This window comes from Ruminococcus sp. OA3 (assembly GCF_022440845.1).
In the GTDB taxonomy this organism is placed as follows: domain Bacteria; phylum Bacillota; class Clostridia; order Lachnospirales; family Lachnospiraceae; genus Ruminococcus_G.
This window is the reverse complement of record NZ_JAKNTO010000001.1, coordinates 1,034,798-1,057,503: the sequence shown is the minus strand read 5'-3', so window position 1 is coordinate 1,057,503 and position 22,706 is coordinate 1,034,798. Positions and strand designations below refer to the sequence as shown.

The window sequence follows — 22,706 nt, the reverse complement described above, 5'->3', positions numbered from 1 at the left end:
TCCTCCTTTGACGGCTGATTATGGACAGTTGCTAAAAAATGTATGTACTGCATCGGCTGTACGCCTGGGTGCCTCCGTCGGAATATCATGGGACACCCCCTCAAAGGTCTCAAACTCTGCTTCCGGCAGATAACAAAGCATCTCATCCTGATATTCTTTCGTAAAAATATCGTCTTTGCTTCCCCAGCAGATCAGAACCGGTGCTTTGATGAACTGCAGGAAATTCCGGTTGTCCGCAAGGGACATTCCAAACCATGCCGCAGTCAGCCCCCTCCCCCTGATCCCCCGCAGTGTCGACAGATATCCCGGCAAAAAAGATACATCCGCCAGCTTGCCGGGATCCGGCACAAATATTTTCTGAAGTTCATCGTCTGACGCATGCTGGATATCCAGGCTGTCGTATAATTCCCTGACTTCCCTCACCTGCTCAGGTGTCTCGTGCATATGGGAAAACGTTGACAGAAGCACGAGGCAGCGTATCCGTTCGGGGCAAAACGCAGCTACTGTCTGCGCCACAATGGAACCCATGGAATGCCCCATCAGCAGCACCGGACCAAGTCCCATCTGTTCCATCCAGGCTGCAATGTCAGAAGCATGCTCCGTTATGGTATAGACCATCTGTTCGGGTTTGTCGCTTAATCCGAACCCCCGCAGGTCCACGGCATAAAAGTGGTAATCGTTTCCCATCTCCTGCATCACAGAGCGCCAGATCCTGCTGGAATCCGAGAATCCATGAATCATGACGAGCGGTTCTCCCTGCAAATTTCCGCATTCCATATAGGCCATTCGGATACCCGTTGGCAGCAGAACCATTTTGGTTGACTCATGCCAGTTTTCGTGTGTTGGAATTAAAATATTGTTCGCCATTTGTCGCCTCCCTCTTAGTTATGATATATGAAATAAATCTGTTCCTTAAATTTATCCGCAGTTGTGAAAATTAGCCCTGACCGTTACAACTCTCTCTACAAACGTCCTGCTGCCATTGGTTACATCCTCAATTTCTGTATCCTCTTCCTGAACACTGACATCATAGTTTCTGCTCTCTGCCAGTCTCTCGATACATTCATTTCCACTTCTCCTGGCATACCTGGCCGCATCAGCCAGTGTTTTGAAACATCGCCTGTTAACCGGTGAATAAACGATATAATCGCCGCTTACACTGTCCTGGCGAATCAGGATTTCAATTTTTTCTATTGATTTTCCGACCGCTGCCCCCACAGCATTTGCCACTTCCGCATGCTCCGGGATGATAACCTCAGTATCCATCTTCCCGGAAAGGTCCTTCGTCCATGCAGCTGCGGAAGCTCCGATCGCAACAACAGGTTTTTCCAGCTGGTAAGAAGCTGTGAGTACGGCAGATTTATGCTCGAAATACAGGTAATTGATAAAATAGTCTGCCGCAGGATCATTCTGTATATCAAATCCCTGATGATCAAAGTACATCGCTGCCTGAATTGCATCGCAGTTGAGCATCTGCGTTATTGTTTTGTGAACGACACGGATATACTTGTCCAGTGTCATTCCCATCTGATCTGCTGCTATCGCTGTCGCCAGTTCAGATATTCTTGAAGGCCATTTTCGATACGCACCGGAACAGTGCAGCACATCCGTCGGTGTAAGAGAGATACGTCCGATCACACCTTCCCGCAGTAACTCGGAGATCAGCCCTCTGAGATTTTTTACCTGTATGTTATGTTCCAGATAGTAGAGCGTGTGCGGTGAAGACCTCAGAATTTCAATAATAATCTCTTCATCCTTCGTGTAGGCAAGCTTCCGGTATTTCCGGATCAGTACATATGCCTCTTCGTCGTGATGCCGGAAATAGCGGTAGGCATCGCTGACGTAGATTTCTCCCAGTTCACACAGCAATTCCGGATATTTTTCCGATGCCATGCAGTAGGGAATCGACTTTTCCGGTCCGATCTGAATCCGCTTATTTCCGTCAGCAAAGATCCGGCTGTCTCCTCCCAGACCTGCCGTAAATACTTCCGCCGCCCTGACATGTGTATACCATCTGCCGACTTTTGCCCCTTCATTGCGAATTGCCAGCTGTCCCTGCACTACATTGGCAATATCTGTAGTCGTACCTCCGATATCCATCACAAACGCATCCTGTACCCCGGAGAGATATACGCCTCCCATGACACTGGCAGCCGGCCCGGAAAGAATGGTCTCGATCGGCTTGCTTCTGGCACATGCATCCGTCATCAGACTCCCATCCCCCTTGACGATCATAAGCGGTGCATCGATCATGAGACGTTCCATGACATGTTTTACAGAATCTATCAGAGTACATACCAGCGGAATCAGCCGCGCGTTCAGATCGGCTGTGACGGTACGCTCATAATAGCCAAGTGTAGAGGTCAGCTCGTGTGCACAGACAACCGGAATATCCAGCCGTTCCCTTACCATCTCTGCAATATAGATTTCATGTGCAGGATTCCGGATACTTGCATATCCTGATATCGCAATGGCATCGACCTTATCACGGAACTTCTCAATGGTTCGTATGATCTCCTCTTGATTGAGCGGGCGCCTCATTCTCCCCATGATATCGTAAAGGCCCTCAACAATCGCATAGCGGTCTGTGGGCATCATGCCCTTCGGTCTCTTTCCAACCAGGATCAGTCCTTCTTTACATCCATGATTTTCAACAATCGCGTTGGTCGCAAGCGTCGTAGACAGGCAGACCATTGAGATATCCTGTAAGAACTCCGAGGGGATCTGCTCAAAACATGTCTCAATACATTGCCTGAGATTATGCTTTGTAGTGAGCGTCTTTGACTTATAGCGTAAATTTTTTGTCCCGGCCTCAAGTACTACAGAATCTGTATATGTACCGCCTGTATCAATACCCAGAATTTTTTTCATAGCTTACAGTGTCCTGAATATATGATCCATTCTGTCCAGTGTATCGTCCATATCCTGCATGGAATGTGCGGACATCAGCGCACGGTGTGCAGGCGTGATTTTTGTAGATGTGTCATGGAACCACAGACCATTTTTGACCGCTTCTGTGACGAATCTCCGGTCCGCATCACGGTCAAATTCTGCTGCGACCTTACGGAAATCATAGTCATCATCCGGATTCTCAATGCCAAAGTAAATGGCAAACCGGGCACCGACACCGCGTACATGGCCTTTCAGTCCGTGTTTCCTGAACAGCTCATCAATTCCATTGAACAGTCTGTCGCCCAGCGCCTCGATGTGATCATAGAATCCCGGCTCCATAGCCGTTTTAATGCAGGCAACAGATGCCATAACGGACATGAGTGCCCCTGTATACGTTCCGGACATCACTACCGGTCCCTTCGGACTGAAATGATCCATGATCTCAGCTTTTCCTCCTACAATTGCAATCGGAATACCACCGCCGATTGCTTTTGCCGTCGTAGTCAGATCCGGGAGCACATTGTAACGCTTCTGGGCCGAGCCCGGTCTCATTCTCAGTCCGCAGATGACTTCGTCAAAGATAAGCAGGATATCCTCCCGTGTACAGATATCCCGTACGCTCCTGAGGAATCCCGGGCGTGCCTCAAGGCAGCCACAGTTGAAACTGATCGGCTCCATGATCAGACATGCAATCTGATCTTTGTACTTTATAACAGCTGCCTCAAGCGCATCCAGATCATTGAATTTCACAACCACAACACTGTCTTTTGCATTCAGCTGAAATCCCTGGGAGTCCGGAACAGTCTCCACAATCCCATCCCCCAGCTCAGCTCTCACGTCGTTGTGGTTGAACCAGATGTTCTCGTGCATTCCGTGGAAATGGCCTTCGAATTTCAGCACAAGGTTTCTGCCTGTGTAGCCTCTCGCCAGACGAATCGCACCCTGTGTAGCCTCAGAACCAGTGTTGGCAAGTCGGATCTTTTCACAGCCCGGGAAGACTTCACGGACCAGTTTTGCCAGCTCAACCGTCTCCTCCGTGTCGTAATTCATGAAAAATCCTCTCTCAACAGATTTTTCAACCGCCTCTTTGATCCTCGGATGATTATGTCCGAACAGCGCAGCACCCGAACCGCCATGGTAATCTATGTATTGATTCCCATCCACGTCGTAGAGGTAGGCTCCGTCTGCATGATCCATGTAGAGCGGCATTTTAAGCACACCATTGTATCTCTGGCCTGCAGATGCCCCGTTTACAAGATATTGTTCAGCCTCTTTAAAGATTTCCTCGTTTCTGCTCATAGTCTTCTCCTTCTCAATTTAATCGCACCTATTATCCAAGTATTATTATATGTGTTATATTATGTTTTGTTGTAATGATAATAACACTTTACCTCTATTTGTGTCAACACTTATTATAACTATTTCAATATGTGTTTTTTTGTGCATATTTACCAAAAACAAAAAACATCTCACGCCTTACCTCAATGAATCACCAACTTTTTAGGGATTTTCCCAATCAAAAAAGACGGATTTTGAATCAAATTCAAATCCGTCCTTTACCATGTATCCCATATTCTGTTTTGATGTCGTCCCACCTTATGCTCCAATAGACAGTCCCAGCTTTTCCGCCTGAGCAAGCACATCATTTCCGTTGATATCCCCCTTCATGTTGACACCCGGAACCGCGATAATATCACGCACCTTCATCCCATTGAAGTCAGAGAGCATATTAAAAAATGTCTTGATCATCATAAAGTCCTCGGCATTATCTGTCTCCCCACACGTCAGAAGAATCGCTTCCTTGATATGTAAATGCCTGCCGCCATGGACAGGATCATACTCATAAAGCCGGTCAATCGGCGCTTTCACCTGCGCTGGAAGCATAGACCAGTAGATCGGTGTCGCGATCACAAGTACATCTGCGCTTTCCAGAAGGGGTTCCAGTTCCTTCATGTCATCGTCTACAACGCAGTTTCCTCTGCTGACCCAACAGCCGTTACATGCCCTGCATCCGCTGATCTTCTTTTCTGCAAGATTAACCTTTGTTACCCTGTTTTTGTTCTTTTCGGCTCCTCTGATAAAAGCATCAGCCAGTGTATCGCTGTTGCCGCCCCTCCTGGGACTGCCCGTTAGTACAAGAATGTTTTCGCTCATTTTTTACTCCTCCTTATGGATTCTTTATTTATATACTATTTATTTTAACTATTATATTAAGTATTGTCAAGACCTGTGTGAAAATAGATTTTTCGCCGTTCTTTTTATGCGCTGCATGCCTTCATTCATGATTTGATATTTTAAATTTTAATGAATTGAAATATTTGGCCGAACGGCCATAGATACCGGCATCCAATGCCGATCATAACTTGTGTATATACATCTTATCACATCACCGGAAAGTACACAAAAATATACTGCCTGAGATTTATATCCCTGAATTATAAGATGGAGATGCAGACCGGTTTCCTCTCCCGTTATACCATGGCATTACAGAAAATGACCGTGAACTTCTGAACCTGAATGGTCCGGCTGTTCACGGTCAAATGCCGCAGACCGGAATCGAACCGGTACGAAGTTTAACCCTCGCAGGATTTTAAGTCCTGTGCGTCTGCCAGTTCCGCCACTGCGGCTTGAATAAACGAAAGCATAGGATGTTCGCTCAACTAAATTCGCGCTCTGCGCTCATTAAGGTTCGCGAACCGCCTCGCACTAAGTTCACGCTTCGCCTGAGGCTCGCGTTCACTAAGTTGCTTTTTACAAGGTATGTTCGCTCAGCTAAATTCGCGCTCTGCGCTCATTAAGGTTCGCGAACCGCCTCGCACTAAGTTCGCGCTTCGCCTGAGGCTCGCGTTCACTAAGTTGCTTTTTACAAGGTATGTTCGCTCAACTAAATTCGCGCTCTGCGCTCATTAAGGTTCGCGAACCGCCTCGCACTAAGTTCACGCTTCGCCTGGGGCTCGCGTTCACTAAGTTGCTTTCGGCGTGGATGGAGAAGGATTCGAACCTTCGAAGGCGTTGCCAACAGATTTACAGTCTGCCCCCTTTGGCCACTCGGGAATCCATCCATTTTTTCTGTCAGAGCGCACCATACGCTCTGACAAGATATTTTATACCACATTTCGGCATGAAATGCAAGGTCTTCTTTCTGACCATTGTCATTCTTTTCGGTAAAGTACGACAGCTCCGCGAGGGGGCATCGTGATACTCAGAATACCGGCAACCACCGGATAAGATTTCTTTTCATTACGGTATCCCCCGGCGTCTGAATAAAAGACCTGTTCCATCACCTTATCATGGATGCAGTCCATCCCCAGTTCCCATACCGGCACTTCCACATCCGTCTCTTCGTCACGGTTATTTATGATGACTGCAATCTGCTCATCCGGCGAGAAACGGCCATATGCCATAATATTATATCCATACATCAGCTGACGCAGAGAACCTTTTCTGAGGACTGGATACTGCTTATGCATTGCAATTGCCTGCCTGTAGAACTCCAACAGTTCCGTATCCTCAGCTCCCCATGGATATGTTCTGCGGTTATCCGGATCTGTAAAGCCACAGACACCTGCCTCATCCCCATAATACAGTGTCGGAGCTCCCGGCCATGTCATCTGTATGACAACAGCCTCCCTCAGCACCGCTTTGTTAACACCTTCTTCAGCCGCAGCTGAACCAAGGTGTGCAACTCTTCCGACTTTTTGATTCGTTCTGGTCAGGAAACGCGAATGATCATGGTTATCCAGCTCATTCATTGCCACATGCAGTGACGGTCCATAAAAACGCGACATGTGGTATTTCATCGCCAGAGTAAAAGATTCCCCGTTTCCTAGCAGGTCAGGCCTGAACTGATCGCTGTGTTTTTCCATCCCTGTCAGAAACCAGGATACCGGTTCCATAAACGCATCGTAGTTCATGACAGTATCCCATTCGTCGCCCTCCAGCCATTCTTTTGCGTCACCGTAATGTTCAGCCAGGATCAGGGCTTCCGGATTGGCTTCCTTGACAGCCCTGCGGAACTTCTTCCAGAACTGATGGTTATATTCCGCACTGTGTCCCAGATCAGCCGCCACATCAAGTCTCCAGCCATCCGCATTATAAGGCGGTGATACCCATTTTTTAGCGATATACATGATATACGCCTCGAGCATGGGAGATCTCTCATAATTCAGCTTCGGCAGCGTATCGTGTCCCCACCAGCCGTCATAGAACTCATTGTACGGCCATGCGTGTTCATTATTAAATTTAAAAAATGTTTGATATGGACTGTTATAGTCAACATAAGCGCCTTTCTGATAATGCTCATCATTTTCATAAATGCGTTCGCGGTCCAGCCATTTATTAAATGAACCACAGTGATTGAACACACCGTCAAGAATCAGCTTCATCCCGCGCTTATGTAACTCTTCAACCAGTTTGATAAACAGCTTATTGCTGGCTTCCAGATTGTCAAGCCCTGTCACGCGGTTGATATACCTCGTCGCATGAGTGTTCTCAAGATCTCCCGGTCCCAGCAAATCACCGTTATCCGATACGATTTTTCCATAATGAGGATCAACATAATCATAGTCCTGAATATCGTACTTGTGATTTGACGGCGACACAAAAATAGGATTCAGGTACAACACCTCGATTCCCAGATCCTGAAGATAATCCAGCTTGTCGATCACCCCCTGCAGGTCCCCTCCGTAAAATGTTCTGACATCCATTGCCTGAGGCGGCTTTCCCCACTCTGTCTCCTGGAATACCTGTTCGCCGATGTAGGAGTATTCTCCGCTCAAAACATCATTGGACTTATCTCCATTATAAAAACGGTCCACAAAGATCTGATACATCACTGCACCTTTTGCCCATTCCGGTGTCTTAAATCCAGGAACAATTCCAAACGAATACAGTTCGTTCAAATCTTTTGTCACACCCAGTTCATTATAATAACAGGTCAGTTTTCCCGCTTGGATTTCAAAATAGTAATGCATGGTTTCCTCGCCCAGCACTACCTGTGTTTCGTAATAGTCGAATCCGTCTTTTGTCATTGCAACAAACATTTCTTTGCGAAGTGAACCACTGATCAGATACACCGCATCCGCATTGCTCTTTTTGGTGCGAAGGCGTATGGTGACTCTGTCGCCGGCAGAGGCACCGCTTGGGAACTGATAATACTCAGACTCATCACTGTGCAGCGCCTCCTTGCTCAATAGCGGTTTCATCTTATGAATATAATTCAGGCGGTTCTCCAGCTCACGATAAAATTGTAAATCCATAAAATAACTACCCTTCTATTTTTAGTCTTATTCTTATTTTATCCTATCCCAGACTGTAATTCAACAAACTTGTGCTTTTTGTTCAAATTTGTTCAGTTTTTCGACACCATATAACCATATCTCCCATTTTTCTCCTAAAGCAAAAAAGACAGCTTTCCGATCGCTGTCTTTTAAGAGAAGGTATTTCTTCTTTTGGGGTGTAGCAAAAACTATATAATGTATTGGGGGGTTGTTACATTTTGTATTATAGCGCATGTCTGCAAAAAAGTGTGCACAAACCTCACAAATTTTTCAATTATTTTTTATGCAAATTATACAGTTTCCGCCTTTTCAAATAAGGACTCAAACTCCTCACGTCCTATTTTTTCTTTTTCAAGCAATAATTTTGTACAGCTGTGAAGCACCTCTTCATGTTCCAGTATGATCTGTTTTGCCTTCTCATAACAGGTATCAATCAGCCGTTTTACCTCTTTATCAATCGTGGAAGCTACACTCTCGCTGAAACCGCGGGCATGTGCCAGATCACGTCCGATAAAGACCTCATCCTGGTCATCTCCGTATGCAACCAGACCGACCTCAGATGACATTCCGTATTTCGTCACCATCGCTTTAGCAATGGAGGTCGCCTGTTTAATATCCTGAGATGCCCCTGTTGTGATATCGTCGAATATAATTTCTTCCGCAATACGCCCTCCCAGGCATACCTGAATATTCTCCATCATCTCACCACGGGTATTAAAAAGCTCATCTTTCTCCGGAAGCCGCATGGTGTATCCGGCCGCCCCCATTCCCGTCGGTATAATGGAAATAGTATAGACAGGATCAATATCCGGCAGCACATAACATAGAATCGCATGGCCCGCCTCATGATAGGCCGTAATCCGTTTTTCCTTATCTGAGATGACTTTACTTTTCTTTTCTGTCCCGATTCCCACCTTGATAAATGCGTCCTTGATATCTTTCTGCATCAGGTAAGACCGGTCTTCTTTCGCTGCCAGGATCGCCGCTTCATTCAGCAGATTCTCAAGTTCTGCTCCTGTAAATCCGGCTGTTGTCTGTGCGATCTGCCTGAAATCCACATCTTCACCGAGTGGTTTTCCATTTGCATGTACTTTCAGGATTTCTTCACGCCCTTTGACATCCGGAGCGCCAACTACAACACGGCGGTCAAATCGTCCGGGGCGCAGGATCGCCGGGTCCAGAATATCCACACGGTTTGTTGCCGCCATCACAATGATACCTTCATTGACACCAAATCCGTCCATCTCCACCAGCAGCTGATTCAGCGTCTGCTCACGCTCATCGTGGCCTCCGCCCATTCCGGTTCCTCTTCTTCTTGCAACGGCATCGATCTCGTCAATAAAAATAATGCACGGACTGTGCTTCTTTCCCTCTTCAAACAGGTCACGAACACGTGATGCACCGACTCCGACGAACATCTCAACAAAATCCGAACCGGAAATGCTGAAAAAAGGAACCCCCGCTTCCCCCGCAACGGCCTTAGCCATCAGTGTTTTACCGGTTCCGGGCGGTCCAACAAGCAGCACACCTTTGGGAATCCTTGCACCTACCTTCACGTATTTCTGAGGCTCCTTCAGGAAATCCACAATTTCTACCAGATCCTCCTTTTCTTCCTCCAGGCCCGCTACTTCTTTAAAAGTTATCTTTTTATCACTCTCAGTGGACATCCTGGCACGGCTCTTTCCAAAATTCATCATCTTGGCATTGCTTCCCCCGCCACCGTTCATAGAGCGTGTCATAAACATCATCAGTACCAGCACCAGTCCGACCGATACCAGAATCGGAAGGATCGTCGTCAGGAACGTATTGTCCTTCGGCACATCGTATACGTGATATTCTACATTCTTTTCCTTCAGCTGTTCCTGAATCTCATTGACATCACTTACATTCAGCTGTCTCCTGCTCCCGTCTTTCAGCACCACGTCCAGCTGTCCTGTCGGGATCTGTTTGTTCTGGACAATGCCCACAGAAGAGATCTGACCGCCATCAAGCGCTGCCTCGTACTCTTTATTAGTATATTCCTCGGATTGCTGCATTCTTCCCGACAGATACATAAAACTGCCGACCAGTATGACTGCCACTATAAAATACAGCAGTAATCCTCTTGATTGTCTGTTCACTGCTAGAATCTCCTTTCAGCCTTTAATCCCGCGAGCAACGAGCCAAAGTCAAGCTTGCTTTACCTTGGCGACTGTCGCGAGGGTCAGATACCCCGCAGCTCGCTGTGCTACAAATTTGATGCCCCGTATCTTGCTGCGGGGTATCTGACTTTTCAGGTTCCAGAACACCGATATAGGGAAGATTCCTGTACATCTGTGCAGAATCAAGCCCAAATCCTACTACGAATTCATCCGGAATTTCAAAGCATACATAATCCACTGTCACATCCGTCACCCGCCGCTCGGGTTTATCAAGAAGCGTACACAGACGCAGACTTTTGGGATTTCGTGTTTCCAGCTCTGCCGCGAGAAGACTCAGGGTCCTTCCGGAATCAACAATGTCCTCTATGATCAATACATCTCTGCCTTCAATCGATTCATCCAGATCTTTCTTAATGTTTACCACACCGCTTGACACCGTAGCATCCCCATAACTGGACACGGTCATGAAATCCATCGTCACTGGTATCGTAAGATGTTTCGCAAGTTCACAGGTAAAAAACACACTGCCTTTCAAAACGCAGATTAAATGAATGCTTCTTCCGGCATAATCACGATTAATCTGTTCCGCCGCTTTTAGAATTCCTGTCAGCACCTGCTCCTCACTCAGGAGCACGCTGATCTTATCACTCATGAATACTTCCTCCTTTTATCTGAATCCGTAAAATGCATTCCGTCGAATCACGGACCATGCATGCCTGGCTGATCCGGTGACCCACCACCCATAAGACCTCTGACCCTGCTGCCAGCAGAAGGATTTTATCCCGCTCCTCCCGCGGAATCTTGAGGTCGATAAAATAATCTTTGATCTTCTTTCTGCCGCCTTCCTCATTGATCCTGATATAATCTCCCGGAAGCCTGGTCCGAATCACCAAAGTATCTTTTATTCTATCATAATCCAACCATTTCGTATATGTTTTTTGTGGAATTCTTTGCATGGAATTTCTCAATAATTCACATTGTACCGTCCATTTTTCAATCTGTGTATCTCCGGGAATCTTCAGCTGCTCGCAGAAAAATGCCGGAAGCGTCCCATACTGTTCACGGATATCAGCTCTTCGAAATGCCAGTCCCCGGTATGTCCTTGTAACGACAAGGCTGTACGGAAGATGCAGGCATTTTCCGGTTTCCCTGGCGAACAATGCACAGATTTCTTCCAGATGTACTCTGGTAAAATCTTTTTTTGTCCCTGCGGACTGCTCCAGGCATTTTTGCAGCACACACTTCTGAAGAAGAAGCGGTTCACGGGCCAGCTGATTATCTGCAAGAAGACTGTCACCTGACTCCTGTACATATTTCTCCATCAGAATCTCCGTCATTTCATCAAGATAATCCTGAACTTCTTCCAGACTCTGTGCAGTTGCAGCCATGTGCTCCACTGCACGTGGATTGATCTCTTCTGTCAGATACGGCATCATCCGATGCCGGATTTTATTTCTCGTATATTCCTCATCCATATTCGTACTGTCTGTACGGTATTCTATCTTCTCTTCCTTTAAATACTGCTCAATTTCCGAGCGGTTCATACACAAAAGAGGACGAATCACAGAATTTCGGACCGGACGCAGGCTGCAGAGCCCCCGAAGTCCCGTTCCACGTGCCAGATGATACAGCATGGTCTCCGCACAGTCATTCTGGTGATGAGCCAGTGCCGTTTTATCTGCCCCCCACTCACGTGAAAATCTTTCAAATGCCTGGTAGCGTACACGGCGGCCGGCCTCTTCGAGTGAAAGCTTTTCCCGCTCAGCGATCCCGGCAACGTTTTCCCTGAAGATCCTGCATGTGATGTCATGCCTCCGGCACAGTTCGTGTACAAATCTTTCATCTGCTTTCGCTTCTTCGCCTCTGAGCATGTGGTTGACATGCACCACAGCAAACGTAAACGGTATCTGTTCCTGCAGTCTGCGCAGTATAGAAAACAGGCAGACGGAATCTGCGCCGCCGGATACCCCTGCCACAATCCTGTCCCCGTCGCTGATCATATGATGCTGCCGTATGAAATCCAGAACCCTCTTTTGCATACTCTTTCTCCTATTTTCTCCAGACACCTGCCACAAGCACTGTCATATCGTCTCCCGCGCGGTAACCGCAGTATCCCATGACTTTTTCCATGATATTGCGCCCAACTTCCCTGGGCTGCGTGCTATGTACCTGCAGAATGATCTCTTTCATCGTCTCCTCTTCCCTCTCTTTCGGAAGTGCATCCAGCACCCCGTCTGTTACCATGATCAGATAATCCCCGTCATACATTTTTTTGGTCGTCGTCTCAAAATCCATCTGCTGAAGCAGACCCGCCGCAAGTGTCGTCGACGAGATCGCCTCCACCCACTGGTCACGTTTGATAAAGGTGGTGGCGGCCCCCGCTTTTAAAAATTCGCATACTCCGGTGTAGAGATTCAATGCACAGATATCAACGGTCGAGTACATACCATCCCTGCGCTGCAGTACAAGCGCTGAATTCAGCATACGTGCCGCCGTCTCCCGCGAGAACCCGGTTGTGAGAAACTGTTCCAGAATCTCTACCACTGCCTCACTCTCCTGACACGCCTCCAGACCTGAACCCATTCCATCCGACAGACACATGACAAACTGCTCCTCTCCCTGTGTGCAGACATAATTATCACCGGATACGGTTTCATTTTCTTTCGTGACTTTTGCAACACCATAGAGCACTTTATAATTTGTGTCCTCCACAAACAATACCGTACGCACATCGCTGTTCACGATAGCCCGGCTGTCCCTTGCAGGAACGAGTCTGCGGTCGTACATTTCGGACAGTATGGAAGCCACTTCACTGACTGCAATGCACTGTCCGCCTCTGACCCGCATCGTCAGAAAAAGTTTCATCTTCTCATCCGGCTTTTCCATCATCCATATCTGTTTCACGAGAACGTGGCGCTTCTGCATGATCTTTTTGACCCGCTGCTCCATATCTCCGGAAACCGCTGCAATATCATACAAATCTGCCGCAACCTTCTGAATCGTATGTGCGACTTCATTTAACTGCTCCGCAACTGCAACTCTGTTTTCTATCTGTCGATTGTTCCAGATCAGATTTTGCCTTGCATTCTGGAATTCATCCTGCAGGTATTCCACGAATTTACCTGCGTTCAGGCAGTCTGCATACCAGTCTCCCTGTGCCCTTAAAATTTTTTCCGCATTGCCCTCCTCAATCAGGCAGAGCATGTCACACACCTTCTGACACGTCATAATGCTTTGCTGCCTCCAGCAGATTTCCTTTTTCGGACATCTGCTGCAGAGTTTATCCTGCATCTTCGCGAAGATCCCTTCTATCTCGCTGTTGCTCAGGCGCTCCCTCCGGCACGGCATCTGATAAAACGTGTCTGCCAGTTTCTGCAATGACTGTGCATACTGTTCCATCCGTTCCTTCTGCGGATGACAGTCGTAGACGGGATCTTCCTTTTTTCTCCCCCAAAAGACAATTTTTGCCATGTCCCGAAGTATCAGTATCGCACTGATCGCGAGCATGGCAATGATTAAATCCTGCATCTGGCATAAACCCCCTTATCTTATATATACTCTCAGAGATTTATTATAGATGCTTTATTATAAGAAACTTGTCAAATACACACTGGCAGTCCAAAGAAATTTTAGACAAAAAACCCCTAATCCGCCTCTTTGAAAATAATCTCGTTTTCTTTCACCAGGCCAATTTTTTCCTTGGCTATCTTTTCGATATACTCATCACTCTGCATGTATTCCTGCATGTTCTCAATATCTTCTGTACGTTTGTTCTCGTCTTCTATCTGTTGAGCAAGTTCATCCTGTTTCTGATTATTTGCCGAGATCCGCTCCCTGACGGACTGCCCCTGGACGAATAACACAACTAACAGCATGCATACCACGATGCTGATGCCAACCATAGCCATTTTATTATATCTCTGGTTGCGTTTTGCTCTCATTTTTGCTGAATTTTTTTTTGAACTCATATGACCTCACGACTTTCGCAATAATCTACATAATAACCTAGATAAGGAAATTTTACATCGTAATACCAAAAATTTCAACCTTTTTATCAAAAATATTATCTTCTTTGTCAGCATTCGAAAAAATTCTTTTATTTTATTCAAAAAGAGCGCTGTAAAACGCACCAGACAGCTGCTGAGCGTATAATGATATAACACCATGCCGAGCAGGATCCCTACAAAGAAATATCCACGCAGAACTCCATTATTTTCCTGATATATCCTGGAAAATAAAAAGAATCCGCTGCCAATCCAATAGCAGAGATCCTCTGTAATGACCCAAACCGGCCGGTGATGTATGACGCGACGTATAATACGAAAGAAATCATACCCTAACAGCATAACAGCTCCGTACCAGAGGGATTTTGCAAACAGCAGCAGCTCGCTGCTCATATATGCGCTCATGCTTTATTTAAACAGTCTTTTGACCAGACTGCCCTTCTGCCTGCGCCCATAATTCCCGTCATCCGAATAAACCATGCTCTGGAAAAGACCCTCTACGTCTACTTCTCCCTTTTCCAGATACAGGCGGCTCACATGCAGCTCCTGACCTTTGATCGTCAGCATCCCCTGAGATGTCTCCAGCAGGATCATCTCCGGATCAAAAGATACCACATCCACGACACCGGTAATCTTACCGGCTCTCCGGCCATCCAGCGTAAGCCCGTGTTCCTTGCGTGTTGCCTCCTCCATATCATTCTCCCCATACACGTCTCTTTTTCATTATATGGGGGTTTCCTTCCCGATATGCCTCCGGCTGAAAACATCGCCGGTTTACACGGGTGTCCTACAGATAACGGTAAAGACTTTCCGCCTCTTCTTTTTTAACAGTTTCCTTTACATCCAGCACCTCCACCTTTACGGTTTTGGTACCAAACTGTATTTCCAGGATATCTCCCGCTTTTACCTTAACCGATGCTTTTGCCGGATTCCCATTCACGAGAACCCTGCCCGCATCACATGCCTCATTTGCAACTGTACGCCGTTTGATCAGACGTGACACTTTCAGAAACTTATCCAGTCTCATAAACCTTACCTCCGTATTTCTCATTGCGAAAAAAAGGAGAGACAATTGCTTGTCCCTCCGATGGTTACTAAAATTATTTCTCATTCACCATATCTTTTAAAGCTTTTCCTGCTTTAAATTTCGGTGCCTTCGAAGCTTCAATCTTCATTGTTTTACCTGTCTGAGGATTTCTGCCTTCTCTTGCAGCTCTTTCAGCCACTTCAAAAGTGCCGAAACCAACCAGCTGAACTTTTTCACCCTTCTTTAACTCTGCTGCGATCACATCTACGAATGCTTTAAGCGCAGCTTCTGCATCTTTTTTGGATAATTCTGCCTGGTCAGCCATAGCTGCAATTAATTCTGTCTTGTTCATGAGTATTCCTCCTCTGAAATCTTCTATTTTCATTTCTTACGGTTTTATGATCCTTTTGTATCAATCAAACAAAATCGGATAAACCCTACTCAATATTTATATAACGTTTACATGGGTTTGTCAAGGAATTCTGCTTTTTTAATCGTCTCTTCCAGATAATCTCCAAGCGCCTCCTCCGCGTGGACTCTGCGCTTTCTGGAGAGATTACAGATATGGGCGAGCAGCGCACCGATCACTTCGGAATCCTCCTCGCTGCTGCCATCCTCCAGTTTTTCCAGACATTCACGTGCACTGCGTATACTGTCACTTTCACTGGAAAATTCGCCGGTTAAGTTTTCGATCTTTTTCAGGACCTTTGATGTGCGGATCAGGGCAGGAAGACTGTGCGGAACAGCTTCCAGTTCTGATACCCCGGGCTGATCCTTTTTTTCCTGCTTTTTAATCTGCTCCCAGTTTACCAGAACCTGTCCGGAATCATCCGCCTTCTGGTCCCCAAACACATGAGGGTGCCTGCGGATCATCTTTTCACTGATTCCCTGGATCACATCATCAAGCCCAAACAGCCCTTCCTCCTCGGCAATCCGGCTGTGCATCAGCACCTGCAGAAGTACATCCCCCAGCTCCTCACACAGGTTGTCCCACGCCCCGGTCTCAGAGAGGATGCGTATCCCGTCAACTGCCTCATAGGCCTCCTCGACCATACAGGCTCTGAGACTCTCGTGCGTCTGCTCGCGGTCCCAGGGGCATCCGTCCGGGCTTCTCAGTTTCGCGATGATCTCTTTCAGTTCTTCAAATGAGTATGTCTTTTCCATGGGGTCCTCCAAATTCATCCGGTATTACATCATACGGTCGATCATGGCAAGCACTTCTTTACCCAGGGCTTCCGATTTCGAGTCAGCATCTTTAAGAGATGTACCTTTGATACCGTAATAGAATTTAACCTTAGGCTCTGTTCCTGACGGACGTACACATACCCATGCATCATCTGTCAGGTCATAGTACAGAACATTGGATTTTGGCAGTCCAGTCGGCTTCACATCGCCGGTTGCCGTCTCAGTGATCGTGTCTTTCTGATAATCCCTCACGGACAGAACATCGTAGGCTCCGATCTTCGCAGGCGGATTCTCCCGCAGTCCGCTTAAGATTTCCTGAATCTTTTCCAGACCTTCGATCCCTTTCAGAGTGATGGCCTTAATGTCATCCTTATAATAACCATAGCGTTCATACATATCGATCATTGCATCCCAAAGCGTTTTGTCCTGGGTCCTGTAGTAGGCTGCTGCTTCACAGAGTGCCATTGTCGCCACGATGGCATCTTTATCTCTCGCATGAGTTCCGATCAGGCATCCGTAGCTCTCCTCAAATCCGAAGAGATAGGTTCCCTTCTTATTCTGTTCAAAGCCCAGAATCTGCTGTCCGATAAATTTAAATCCTGTCAGCACCTCGATTAATTTCACACCATAGTATTTGGCGATCGCGTCCGCCATATTCGTCGTTACGATAGTTTTAATCAGTGCTCCGTCATCCGGCAGGCCTTTCAGGGCTTTTTTCTGTCCGATCTCATAATCTGCAAGAAGGCAGCCCGACATATTTCCGGTCAACGTATGATATTTACCTTCACGGTCTTTCACGTACACGCCAAGCCGGTCAGCATCCGGATCCGTTGCAAGCACCAGATCTGCATCCACTTCCTTCGCCAGCTTTAAACCAAGTGTAAAAGCCTCTTCAGCCTCAGGATTCGGATAGCTGACAGTAGGGAATTCCCCGTCCGGAAGTTCCTGCTCTTTTACAACGTACACATTTTCAAATCCCAGCTCCTGAAGCACGCGGCGCGCGGGAATATTTCCGGTTCCATGCAGCGGGCTGTAGACGATCTTCAGATCTTTTGCGGTCTCCCTGATAGCATCCATATGGAGCACCTGGCTTTTCAGTTCTTCCATATATGCATCGTCAACTTCCCGGCCGATAACAACGTACATTCCTGCATTTTGGGCGGCATCTTTGTCCATTGTTTTCACGTCATTGTAATCTGTAACCTTCTGAACTTCATCCATGATTCCGGAATCATGAGGCGGTGTGATCTGGGCACCGTCCTCCCAGTATACTTTATATCCATTATATTCCGGCGGATTATGGCTGGCTGTGATATTGATGCCGGCGATACATCCAAGCTTACGAACTGCATAGGAGAGTTCCGGTGTCGGACGCAGTGATTCAAAAATATAAGCTTTAATCCCGTTCGCTGCCAGACACAGCGCTGCTTCATTCGCAAATTCCGGAGACATCCTTCTGGAGTCAAATGCAATGGCCACGCCCTGATCTTTTGCATTCAGCCCGGCAATATAGTTTGCAAGACCCTGTGTGGTCTTTCTCACTACGTAAATATTCATACGATTGGTCCCTGCACCGATCACACCGCGGAGACCGGCAGTACCAAATTCAAGGTCCTTATAAAAACGTTCTTTGATTTCCTGTTCATCATTTGCAATACTTTTAAGCTCTGCCTTGGTTTCTTCGTCAAAGTAAGGTGAATTCACCCACAATTCATATGTTTCCTTATAGTTCATAAAGGTACCTCCTACCAGCTTCTTTTCTCTTATTATAGCGTATCTGACGGAAAAAGGAAATCAGAAAAACAGGTTTTTAGAAATTCCGACCACGCCTTCTGCTGCCTCATGACCAGCTGAAGTTTTTCCGAGTTGCGCCCCGAAATCCAGGCTTTGTGATTGTTTGCATAATAGTTGACCAGTTTCCAGAATTTCCAGGGATAAGAAAGCCTGATCTTCAGATTGAGTACTTCCTCCTCAGAAAGTGGTTTAACGCTGTGATATCCTGTGAGCATGCTTTTTCCAAGTCCGATATCCCAGTTATGTTTTTCCAGTATCTTTCTCATAAACTGATACAGGTCAGCTACCTGAACATCATAGTTCCATTTTTCATAATTGATCAGTGTCGGGCGACCGCCCGTCCATATTATATTGTGCTGATTACACTCACCATGGCAGACACTGCCCGTTTCCATCGCCGTTTGGTACAGCTCCTGATAACCGGAACGTTCAAGCTGTTCCACAGCCGTCTCGCCCTGTTTCAGAAAGCTGTCCATACAGCGAAGAAGCTGCATTTCAAAATCTGTTCTGGAATTTTTCTTTCGGATGAAATTTCCTATTTTCCTGATTTCCCGGTTATGCCGTGTACATTCATCCAGGAGAGACTCCTTCCGGTAATTCTCCTCCAGCGGCATTTGCATGACATTATGTAACCGGGCAAGCGCTTTCACCCCTTCAAGAACATCACTTGCGGACTTTGTATCGCATTCTCTCCCCGTAAACCATTCTCTTACCACATACGGAATACCATCTCTGTCATTGGAGACCAGCTTTCCTTCTTCATTTTCCAGCACACAGTCCACTCTGGTCTCTCCGCTCTCCAGAATATGAAGCTGCAGTTTCCTCTGAAGCTCCAGTTTCTTCTCCGATCCCCGGTACTCTTTTACTATCTTAAGTCCGCGCTGAGTTTCACAGATCAGCGCTCCGCGTCCCCGGTACGATGACTTTACTGTCAGTCCATACTGTTCCATTACACTTAACCCATAATCGTACATAACAAACCCCCTCACCATAAGCTCTTTCTATCTTATGTTGAAGGGGTAAAAAATATACAATTTATGGACGGAGCAGTCTGATGCATTCTCACACTGTCTGTTTCCCTGCCGTTTTTTTCCCGGCAAATGCCAGCAGGTACTCCCTGGTATTCCGTGCCGGATCATCGAGAACCTCTTCCAGTGCTTCCTGCAGCACGATTCCGATCTTAGGTCCCGGCTTCATCCCCAGCGCCATGAGGTCACCGCCCGACAGTTTCAGGGTCTTCAGGGATACACATTGTTTCTCTGAAACAATCTTATCGAACAGCACACTGACACCCTCCAGGCGTCTGAGCTTCTCCTGCCTGTACCAGCCGCTCTGTGCCATCGTATCCGCATACTGCAGCTTCAAAAGACGCGGAAACAGGTCCTCTCCGATACGGTGCACCGCACGTCTGACGAGACGCTCTTCCGCCTGCGTCTTCGTATCATGCCAGTATACCAGATTCTTAACCTGTTCAATGGTATCGTTGTCGAATTTCAGACGTTTTAAGATACTTCTGGCGCGATCAGCCCCTGCTTTATGATGCCCGTTAAAGTGATCGACACCATTTTCATCCGTCGTCCTCACCGCCGGCTTTCCGACATCATGCAGCAGTGCAGCGATTCTCAGCACCTTGTCTTTCTCAATGTGGCGCAGCACTTCCAGTGTATGTTCCCCCACTGAGTACACGTGATCCGGGTTATTCTGCGGCGTGCACATCATCTCGTCGAATTCCGGCAGCACTGCGGCCGTGATGCCCGTCTCATATGCCTCGCGGATCATCGTGGGCCGCGGTGACATCAACAACTTCACGAGCTCCGTCTGAATTCTCTCTGCACTGATTTTGGACAGGGTGGGAGCCAGTTTCCGAATTGCTTTTCTCGTATTCTCCTCGATTGTAAAGCCCAGCTGGGCAGAGAATCGGACAGCCCGCAGAATGCGCAGGGCATCTTCTGAAAAACGCTGTGCGGGTTCCCCCACACAGCGAATTCTGTGTCTCTGCAGATCCTGCATGCCGCCGAATATATCGATCAGCCCGGCAGCCGGACTGTATGCCATCGCATTGATCGTAAAATCCCGCCGTTTTAAATCCTCTGACAAATTCGGTGTAAATGTCACATCTTTGGGATGTCGTCCGTCCTCATACTTTCCGTCAATACGGTACGTAGTCACCTCAAATCCTTCCCCGGAGACGAGGACGGTTACCGTACCGTGCGCCAGCCCGGTATCCACAGTATGACGAAACAATTCTTTCACCTGTCCGGGGGTCGCAGACGTAGTGATATCCCAGTCATCCGGTGAGCGGTCCAGTACACTGTCCCTCACACACCCCCCGACAGCATATGCCTCATATCCACTCTGTGTAAGCTTGTCAATGATCATCCAAACCGCCGGCGGCAGTCTCAGTCTCATACGCACTCTCCTTAAGATTAATATGCTTTACCCCAGTACACCATCTTCACTGCCGGTTTTCCACAGCAGACACAGGTATCAGCGATCTGTTCCTGCTCAAACGGTATGCATCTGGACGTTGCCTGTGTCTCCTCTTTGATCTTTTCCTCACATTCCTGGCAGCCGCACCACATAGCCTTAACAAACCCCGGTTTCTCTTCAATTGTTTTCCGGAAGCTTTCATAATCCTGTGCCACGTAGGTATGGGAATCACGGTGTTCCCTCGCTCTGTCCAGCATATCCTTCTGAATCGTCACGAGCAGTTCCTGTGCTTTTGCTGCAGCCTCGTCAAGTGCCACAACAGTCTTTTCTCTTGTATCACGGCGAACCAGCACAGCCTGACCATTTTCTATATCCTTCGGTCCCAGCTCGATACGCACTGGTATTCCTCTCATTTCCTGCTCTGAGAATTTCCAGCCCGGGCTCTTATCCGAATCATCCAGTCGTGCTCGAACACCCGATGCCCTCAGACTGCTGCAGACTTTGTCCGCCATATCCAGAACGCCTTCTTTTTTCTGCTGGATCGGAATGACCATTACCTGCACGGGTGCAATGCGCGGAGGCAATACCAGTCCGCTGTTGTCTCCATGTACCATAATGATAGCTCCGATCATACGAGTCGTCATGCCCCATGAGGTCTGATGTACGTATTTCAACTGGTTATCTTTATCGGCATACTGGATACCGAATGCCTGTGCAAACCCATCCCCAAAGTTATGACTGGTTCCGGACTGGAGTGCCTTACCATCATGCATCAGGGATTCAATTGTATACGTTGCCTCTGCCCCGGCAAACTTTTCCTTATCCGTCTTTCTTCCTTTGATCACAGGAATAGCCAGCACTTCCTCGCAGAAATCTGCATACACATTCAGCATCATGATCGTACGTTCTTCTGCCTCTTTTGCCGTTGCATGTGCAGTATGGCCTTCCTGCCATAAGAATTCTCTGGAGCGGAGGAACGGTCTCGTCGTCTTTTCCCAGCGCACAACAGAGCACCACTGATTGTACAGCTTCGGAAGATCCCTGTGAGAATGGACATCCTTGGCGTACAGGTCACAGAACAATGTCTCGGAAGTCGGCCTGACACAGAGACGCTCCTGAAGCGGTTCCAGTCCGCCGTGTGTCACCCATGCAACCTCAGGCGCAAAGCCTTCCACATGGTCCTTTTCTTTTTGCAGAAGGCTTTCAGGAATAAACATCGGAAGATATACATTCTCAACTCCCGTCTCTTTAAACCGTCTGTCAAGCTCATGCTGAATATTTTCCCAGATCGCATATCCAGCCGGTTTGATTACCATACAGCCTTTTACGCTTGTATAGTCAATCAGCTCTGCCTTTTTTACAATATCCGTATACCACTGCGCAAAATCTTCCTCCATGGAAGTAATCGCTTCAACCAGTTTCTTTTCCTTAGCCATAATTTCTCCTTTTTACCTGAATATATTTTAAACACGGAATGTGATTTCCCGGTTTGTCCTGTTGTATTGATAATAACGCACCCCCGCAGCGTCCAGCATTCTCTTGGAAGCAACAACGGAATCTGAACCCGAATATTTATCACAGTCATAGATAATCGTCTTGATACCTGCCTGAATGATAGCCTTCGCACACTCGTTGCACGGAAACAGTGAGACGTAAAGCTTTGACCCCTCCAGACTGCCGCCGCGATAATTCAGAATCGCATTCAGCTCGCTGTGCGTGCTATAAAAATATTTGTTATCAAGCGGTGCTCCCTCCCTTGTCCACGGAAATTCATCGTCCGAACATCCGGTGGGAAAACCGTTATATCCCATCGACAGGATTTTATTATCTGCGCTTACGATACAGGCTCCAACCTGTGTGTTGGGATCTTTTGACCTCATTCCGGATAAGATTGCAACACCCATAAAATATTCATCCCAGGTTATATAGTCTTCTCTTTTTGTCCCCATTATGT

18 protein-coding genes, 2 tRNA genes and 1 pseudogene are annotated in these 22,706 nt (G+C 47.2%); all 21 read right to left on the bottom strand.

Annotation, left to right across the window (positions count from 1 at the left end; translation table 11 throughout):
- Nucleotides 1–18: 18 nt before the first annotated feature.
- The 21 genes and pseudogenes from MCG98_RS04930 to MCG98_RS04830 all read right to left on the bottom strand — a co-directional run bounded on the left by MCG98_RS04930 (nucleotide 19) and on the right by MCG98_RS04830 (nucleotide 22,701).
- Nucleotides 19–867, bottom strand: coding sequence for an alpha/beta hydrolase (locus MCG98_RS04930; RefSeq protein ID WP_240300686.1), 849 nt, complete (start codon nucleotides 865–867; stop codon nucleotides 19–21).
- A gap of 51 nt (nucleotides 868–918) precedes the next feature.
- The gene (locus tag MCG98_RS04925) at nucleotides 919–2,871 is read right to left on the bottom strand and encodes a hydantoinase/oxoprolinase family protein (RefSeq protein ID WP_240300685.1); all 1,953 of its coding nucleotides are present in this window, start codon (nucleotides 2,869–2,871) and stop codon (nucleotides 919–921) included.
- A gap of 3 nt (nucleotides 2,872–2,874) precedes the next feature.
- Entirely contained in the window at nucleotides 2,875–4,191 is a 1,317-nt protein-coding gene (locus MCG98_RS04920) for an aspartate aminotransferase family protein (protein WP_240300684.1), read from the bottom strand.
- A gap of 297 nt (nucleotides 4,192–4,488) precedes the next feature.
- On the bottom strand, nucleotides 4,489–5,046 hold the full coding sequence (locus MCG98_RS04915; protein WP_240300683.1) for a flavodoxin family protein: 558 nt from the start codon (nucleotides 5,044–5,046) through the stop codon (nucleotides 4,489–4,491).
- Between the two features lie 387 nt (nucleotides 5,047–5,433).
- A tRNA-Leu gene (locus MCG98_RS04910) sits at nucleotides 5,434–5,519 on the bottom strand.
- A 353-nt stretch (nucleotides 5,520–5,872) separates the two neighbouring features.
- A tRNA-Tyr gene (locus tag MCG98_RS04905) sits at nucleotides 5,873–5,954 on the bottom strand.
- A 90-nt stretch (nucleotides 5,955–6,044) separates the two neighbouring features.
- Nucleotides 6,045–8,150 (bottom strand): alpha-glycosidase, encoded by a 2,106-nt coding sequence (locus MCG98_RS04900; protein ID WP_240300682.1) that lies wholly within the window; start codon nucleotides 8,148–8,150, stop codon nucleotides 6,045–6,047.
- Between the two features lie 311 nt (nucleotides 8,151–8,461).
- On the bottom strand, nucleotides 8,462–10,291 hold the full coding sequence (gene ftsH, locus MCG98_RS04895; RefSeq protein WP_345891623.1) for an ATP-dependent zinc metalloprotease FtsH: 1,830 nt from the start codon (nucleotides 10,289–10,291) through the stop codon (nucleotides 8,462–8,464).
- A gap of 151 nt (nucleotides 10,292–10,442) precedes the next feature.
- Nucleotides 10,443–10,964, bottom strand: a pseudogene (gene hpt, locus MCG98_RS04890) (hypoxanthine phosphoribosyltransferase); the annotation flags it as partial.
- Complete coding sequence (tilS, locus tag MCG98_RS04885) at nucleotides 10,957–12,351, bottom strand: tRNA lysidine(34) synthetase TilS (protein ID WP_240300681.1); 1,395 nt, start codon at nucleotides 12,349–12,351, stop codon at nucleotides 10,957–10,959. The pseudogene hpt and the gene tilS, both read right to left, overlap by 8 nt.
- A gap of 10 nt (nucleotides 12,352–12,361) precedes the next feature.
- Nucleotides 12,362–13,840 (bottom strand): SpoIIE family protein phosphatase, encoded by a 1,479-nt coding sequence (locus MCG98_RS04880; RefSeq protein WP_028528503.1) that lies wholly within the window; start codon nucleotides 13,838–13,840, stop codon nucleotides 12,362–12,364.
- Nucleotides 13,841–13,956: 116 nt separating this feature from the next.
- On the bottom strand, nucleotides 13,957–14,280 hold the full coding sequence (locus tag MCG98_RS04875) for a septum formation initiator family protein (RefSeq protein WP_240300680.1): 324 nt from the start codon (nucleotides 14,278–14,280) through the stop codon (nucleotides 13,957–13,959).
- Between the two features lie 444 nt (nucleotides 14,281–14,724).
- Nucleotides 14,725–15,009: a sporulation protein YabP gene (gene yabP / locus MCG98_RS04870; protein WP_028528505.1), complete on the bottom strand. Its 285-nt coding sequence runs from the start codon at nucleotides 15,007–15,009 to the stop codon at nucleotides 14,725–14,727.
- Nucleotides 15,010–15,103: 94 nt separating this feature from the next.
- The gene (locus tag MCG98_RS04865; RefSeq protein ID WP_240300679.1) at nucleotides 15,104–15,343 is read right to left on the bottom strand and encodes an RNA-binding S4 domain-containing protein; all 240 of its coding nucleotides are present in this window, start codon (nucleotides 15,341–15,343) and stop codon (nucleotides 15,104–15,106) included.
- Between the two features lie 73 nt (nucleotides 15,344–15,416).
- On the bottom strand, nucleotides 15,417–15,695 hold the full coding sequence (locus MCG98_RS04860) for an HU family DNA-binding protein (RefSeq protein ID WP_028528507.1): 279 nt from the start codon (nucleotides 15,693–15,695) through the stop codon (nucleotides 15,417–15,419).
- Nucleotides 15,696–15,802: 107 nt separating this feature from the next.
- Nucleotides 15,803–16,507 carry a MazG family protein gene (locus MCG98_RS04855; RefSeq protein WP_240300678.1) on the bottom strand — a complete coding sequence of 235 codons (705 nt, stop codon included), beginning with the start codon at nucleotides 16,505–16,507 and terminating at the stop codon, nucleotides 15,803–15,805.
- 24 nt (nucleotides 16,508–16,531) lie between these two features.
- Entirely contained in the window at nucleotides 16,532–18,262 is a 1,731-nt protein-coding gene (locus tag MCG98_RS04850) for a phospho-sugar mutase (RefSeq protein ID WP_240286186.1), read from the bottom strand.
- 32 nt (nucleotides 18,263–18,294) lie between these two features.
- Nucleotides 18,295–19,296, bottom strand: a complete 1,002-nt coding sequence (locus MCG98_RS04845; protein ID WP_240286184.1) for a CotS family spore coat protein — start codon at nucleotides 19,294–19,296, stop codon at nucleotides 18,295–18,297.
- An 88-nt stretch (nucleotides 19,297–19,384) separates the two neighbouring features.
- Nucleotides 19,385–20,731, bottom strand: a complete 1,347-nt coding sequence (locus MCG98_RS04840; protein WP_240286183.1) for a CCA tRNA nucleotidyltransferase — start codon at nucleotides 20,729–20,731, stop codon at nucleotides 19,385–19,387.
- A gap of 17 nt (nucleotides 20,732–20,748) precedes the next feature.
- On the bottom strand, nucleotides 20,749–22,188 hold the full coding sequence (proS, locus tag MCG98_RS04835; RefSeq protein WP_240286181.1) for a proline--tRNA ligase: 1,440 nt from the start codon (nucleotides 22,186–22,188) through the stop codon (nucleotides 20,749–20,751).
- 27 nt (nucleotides 22,189–22,215) lie between these two features.
- A complete protein-coding gene (locus tag MCG98_RS04830) occupies nucleotides 22,216–22,701 on the bottom strand; it encodes a dCMP deaminase family protein (RefSeq protein ID WP_240286179.1) in 486 nt (161 codons plus the stop codon).
- Nucleotides 22,702–22,706: the final 5 nt, after the last annotated feature.

Bases quoted from the DNA above. Each gene is read 5' to 3' on its own strand.
- MCG98_RS04830 (WP_240286179.1), bottom strand. From the start codon at position 22,701: ATGGGGACAAAAAGAGAAGACTATATAACCTGGGATGAATATTTTATG.
- MCG98_RS04930 (WP_240300686.1), bottom strand. From the start codon at position 867: ATGGCGAACAATATTTTAATTCCAACACACGAAAACTGGCATGAGTCA.
- yabP (WP_028528505.1), bottom strand. From the start codon at position 15,009: ATGGAGGAGGCAACACGCAAGGAACACGGGCTTACGCTGGATGGCCGG.
- MCG98_RS04845 (WP_240286184.1), bottom strand. From the start codon at position 19,296: ATGTACGATTATGGGTTAAGTGTAATGGAACAGTATGGACTGACAGTA.
- MCG98_RS04915 (WP_240300683.1), bottom strand. From the start codon at position 5,046: ATGAGCGAAAACATTCTTGTACTAACGGGCAGTCCCAGGAGGGGCGGC.
- MCG98_RS04920 (WP_240300684.1), bottom strand. From the start codon at position 4,191: ATGAGCAGAAACGAGGAAATCTTTAAAGAGGCTGAACAATATCTTGTA.
- MCG98_RS04850 (WP_240286186.1), bottom strand. From the start codon at position 18,262: ATGAACTATAAGGAAACATATGAATTGTGGGTGAATTCACCTTACTTT.
- proS (WP_240286181.1), bottom strand. From the start codon at position 22,188: ATGGCTAAGGAAAAGAAACTGGTTGAAGCGATTACTTCCATGGAGGAA.
- MCG98_RS04925 (WP_240300685.1), bottom strand. From the start codon at position 2,871: ATGAAAAAAATTCTGGGTATTGATACAGGCGGTACATATACAGATTCT.
- MCG98_RS04900 (WP_240300682.1), bottom strand. From the start codon at position 8,150: ATGGATTTACAATTTTATCGTGAGCTGGAGAACCGCCTGAATTATATT.
- tilS (WP_240300681.1), bottom strand. From the start codon at position 12,351: ATGCAAAAGAGGGTTCTGGATTTCATACGGCAGCATCATATGATCAGC.
- MCG98_RS04880 (WP_028528503.1), bottom strand. From the start codon at position 13,840: ATGCAGGATTTAATCATTGCCATGCTCGCGATCAGTGCGATACTGATA.
- MCG98_RS04855 (WP_240300678.1), bottom strand. From the start codon at position 16,507: ATGGAAAAGACATACTCATTTGAAGAACTGAAAGAGATCATCGCGAAA.
- MCG98_RS04865 (WP_240300679.1), bottom strand. From the start codon at position 15,343: ATGAGACTGGATAAGTTTCTGAAAGTGTCACGTCTGATCAAACGGCGT.
- MCG98_RS04840 (WP_240286183.1), bottom strand. From the start codon at position 20,731: ATGAGACTGAGACTGCCGCCGGCGGTTTGGATGATCATTGACAAGCTT.
- MCG98_RS04875 (WP_240300680.1), bottom strand. From the start codon at position 14,280: ATGAGTTCAAAAAAAAATTCAGCAAAAATGAGAGCAAAACGCAACCAG.
- MCG98_RS04860 (WP_028528507.1), bottom strand. From the start codon at position 15,695: ATGAACAAGACAGAATTAATTGCAGCTATGGCTGACCAGGCAGAATTA.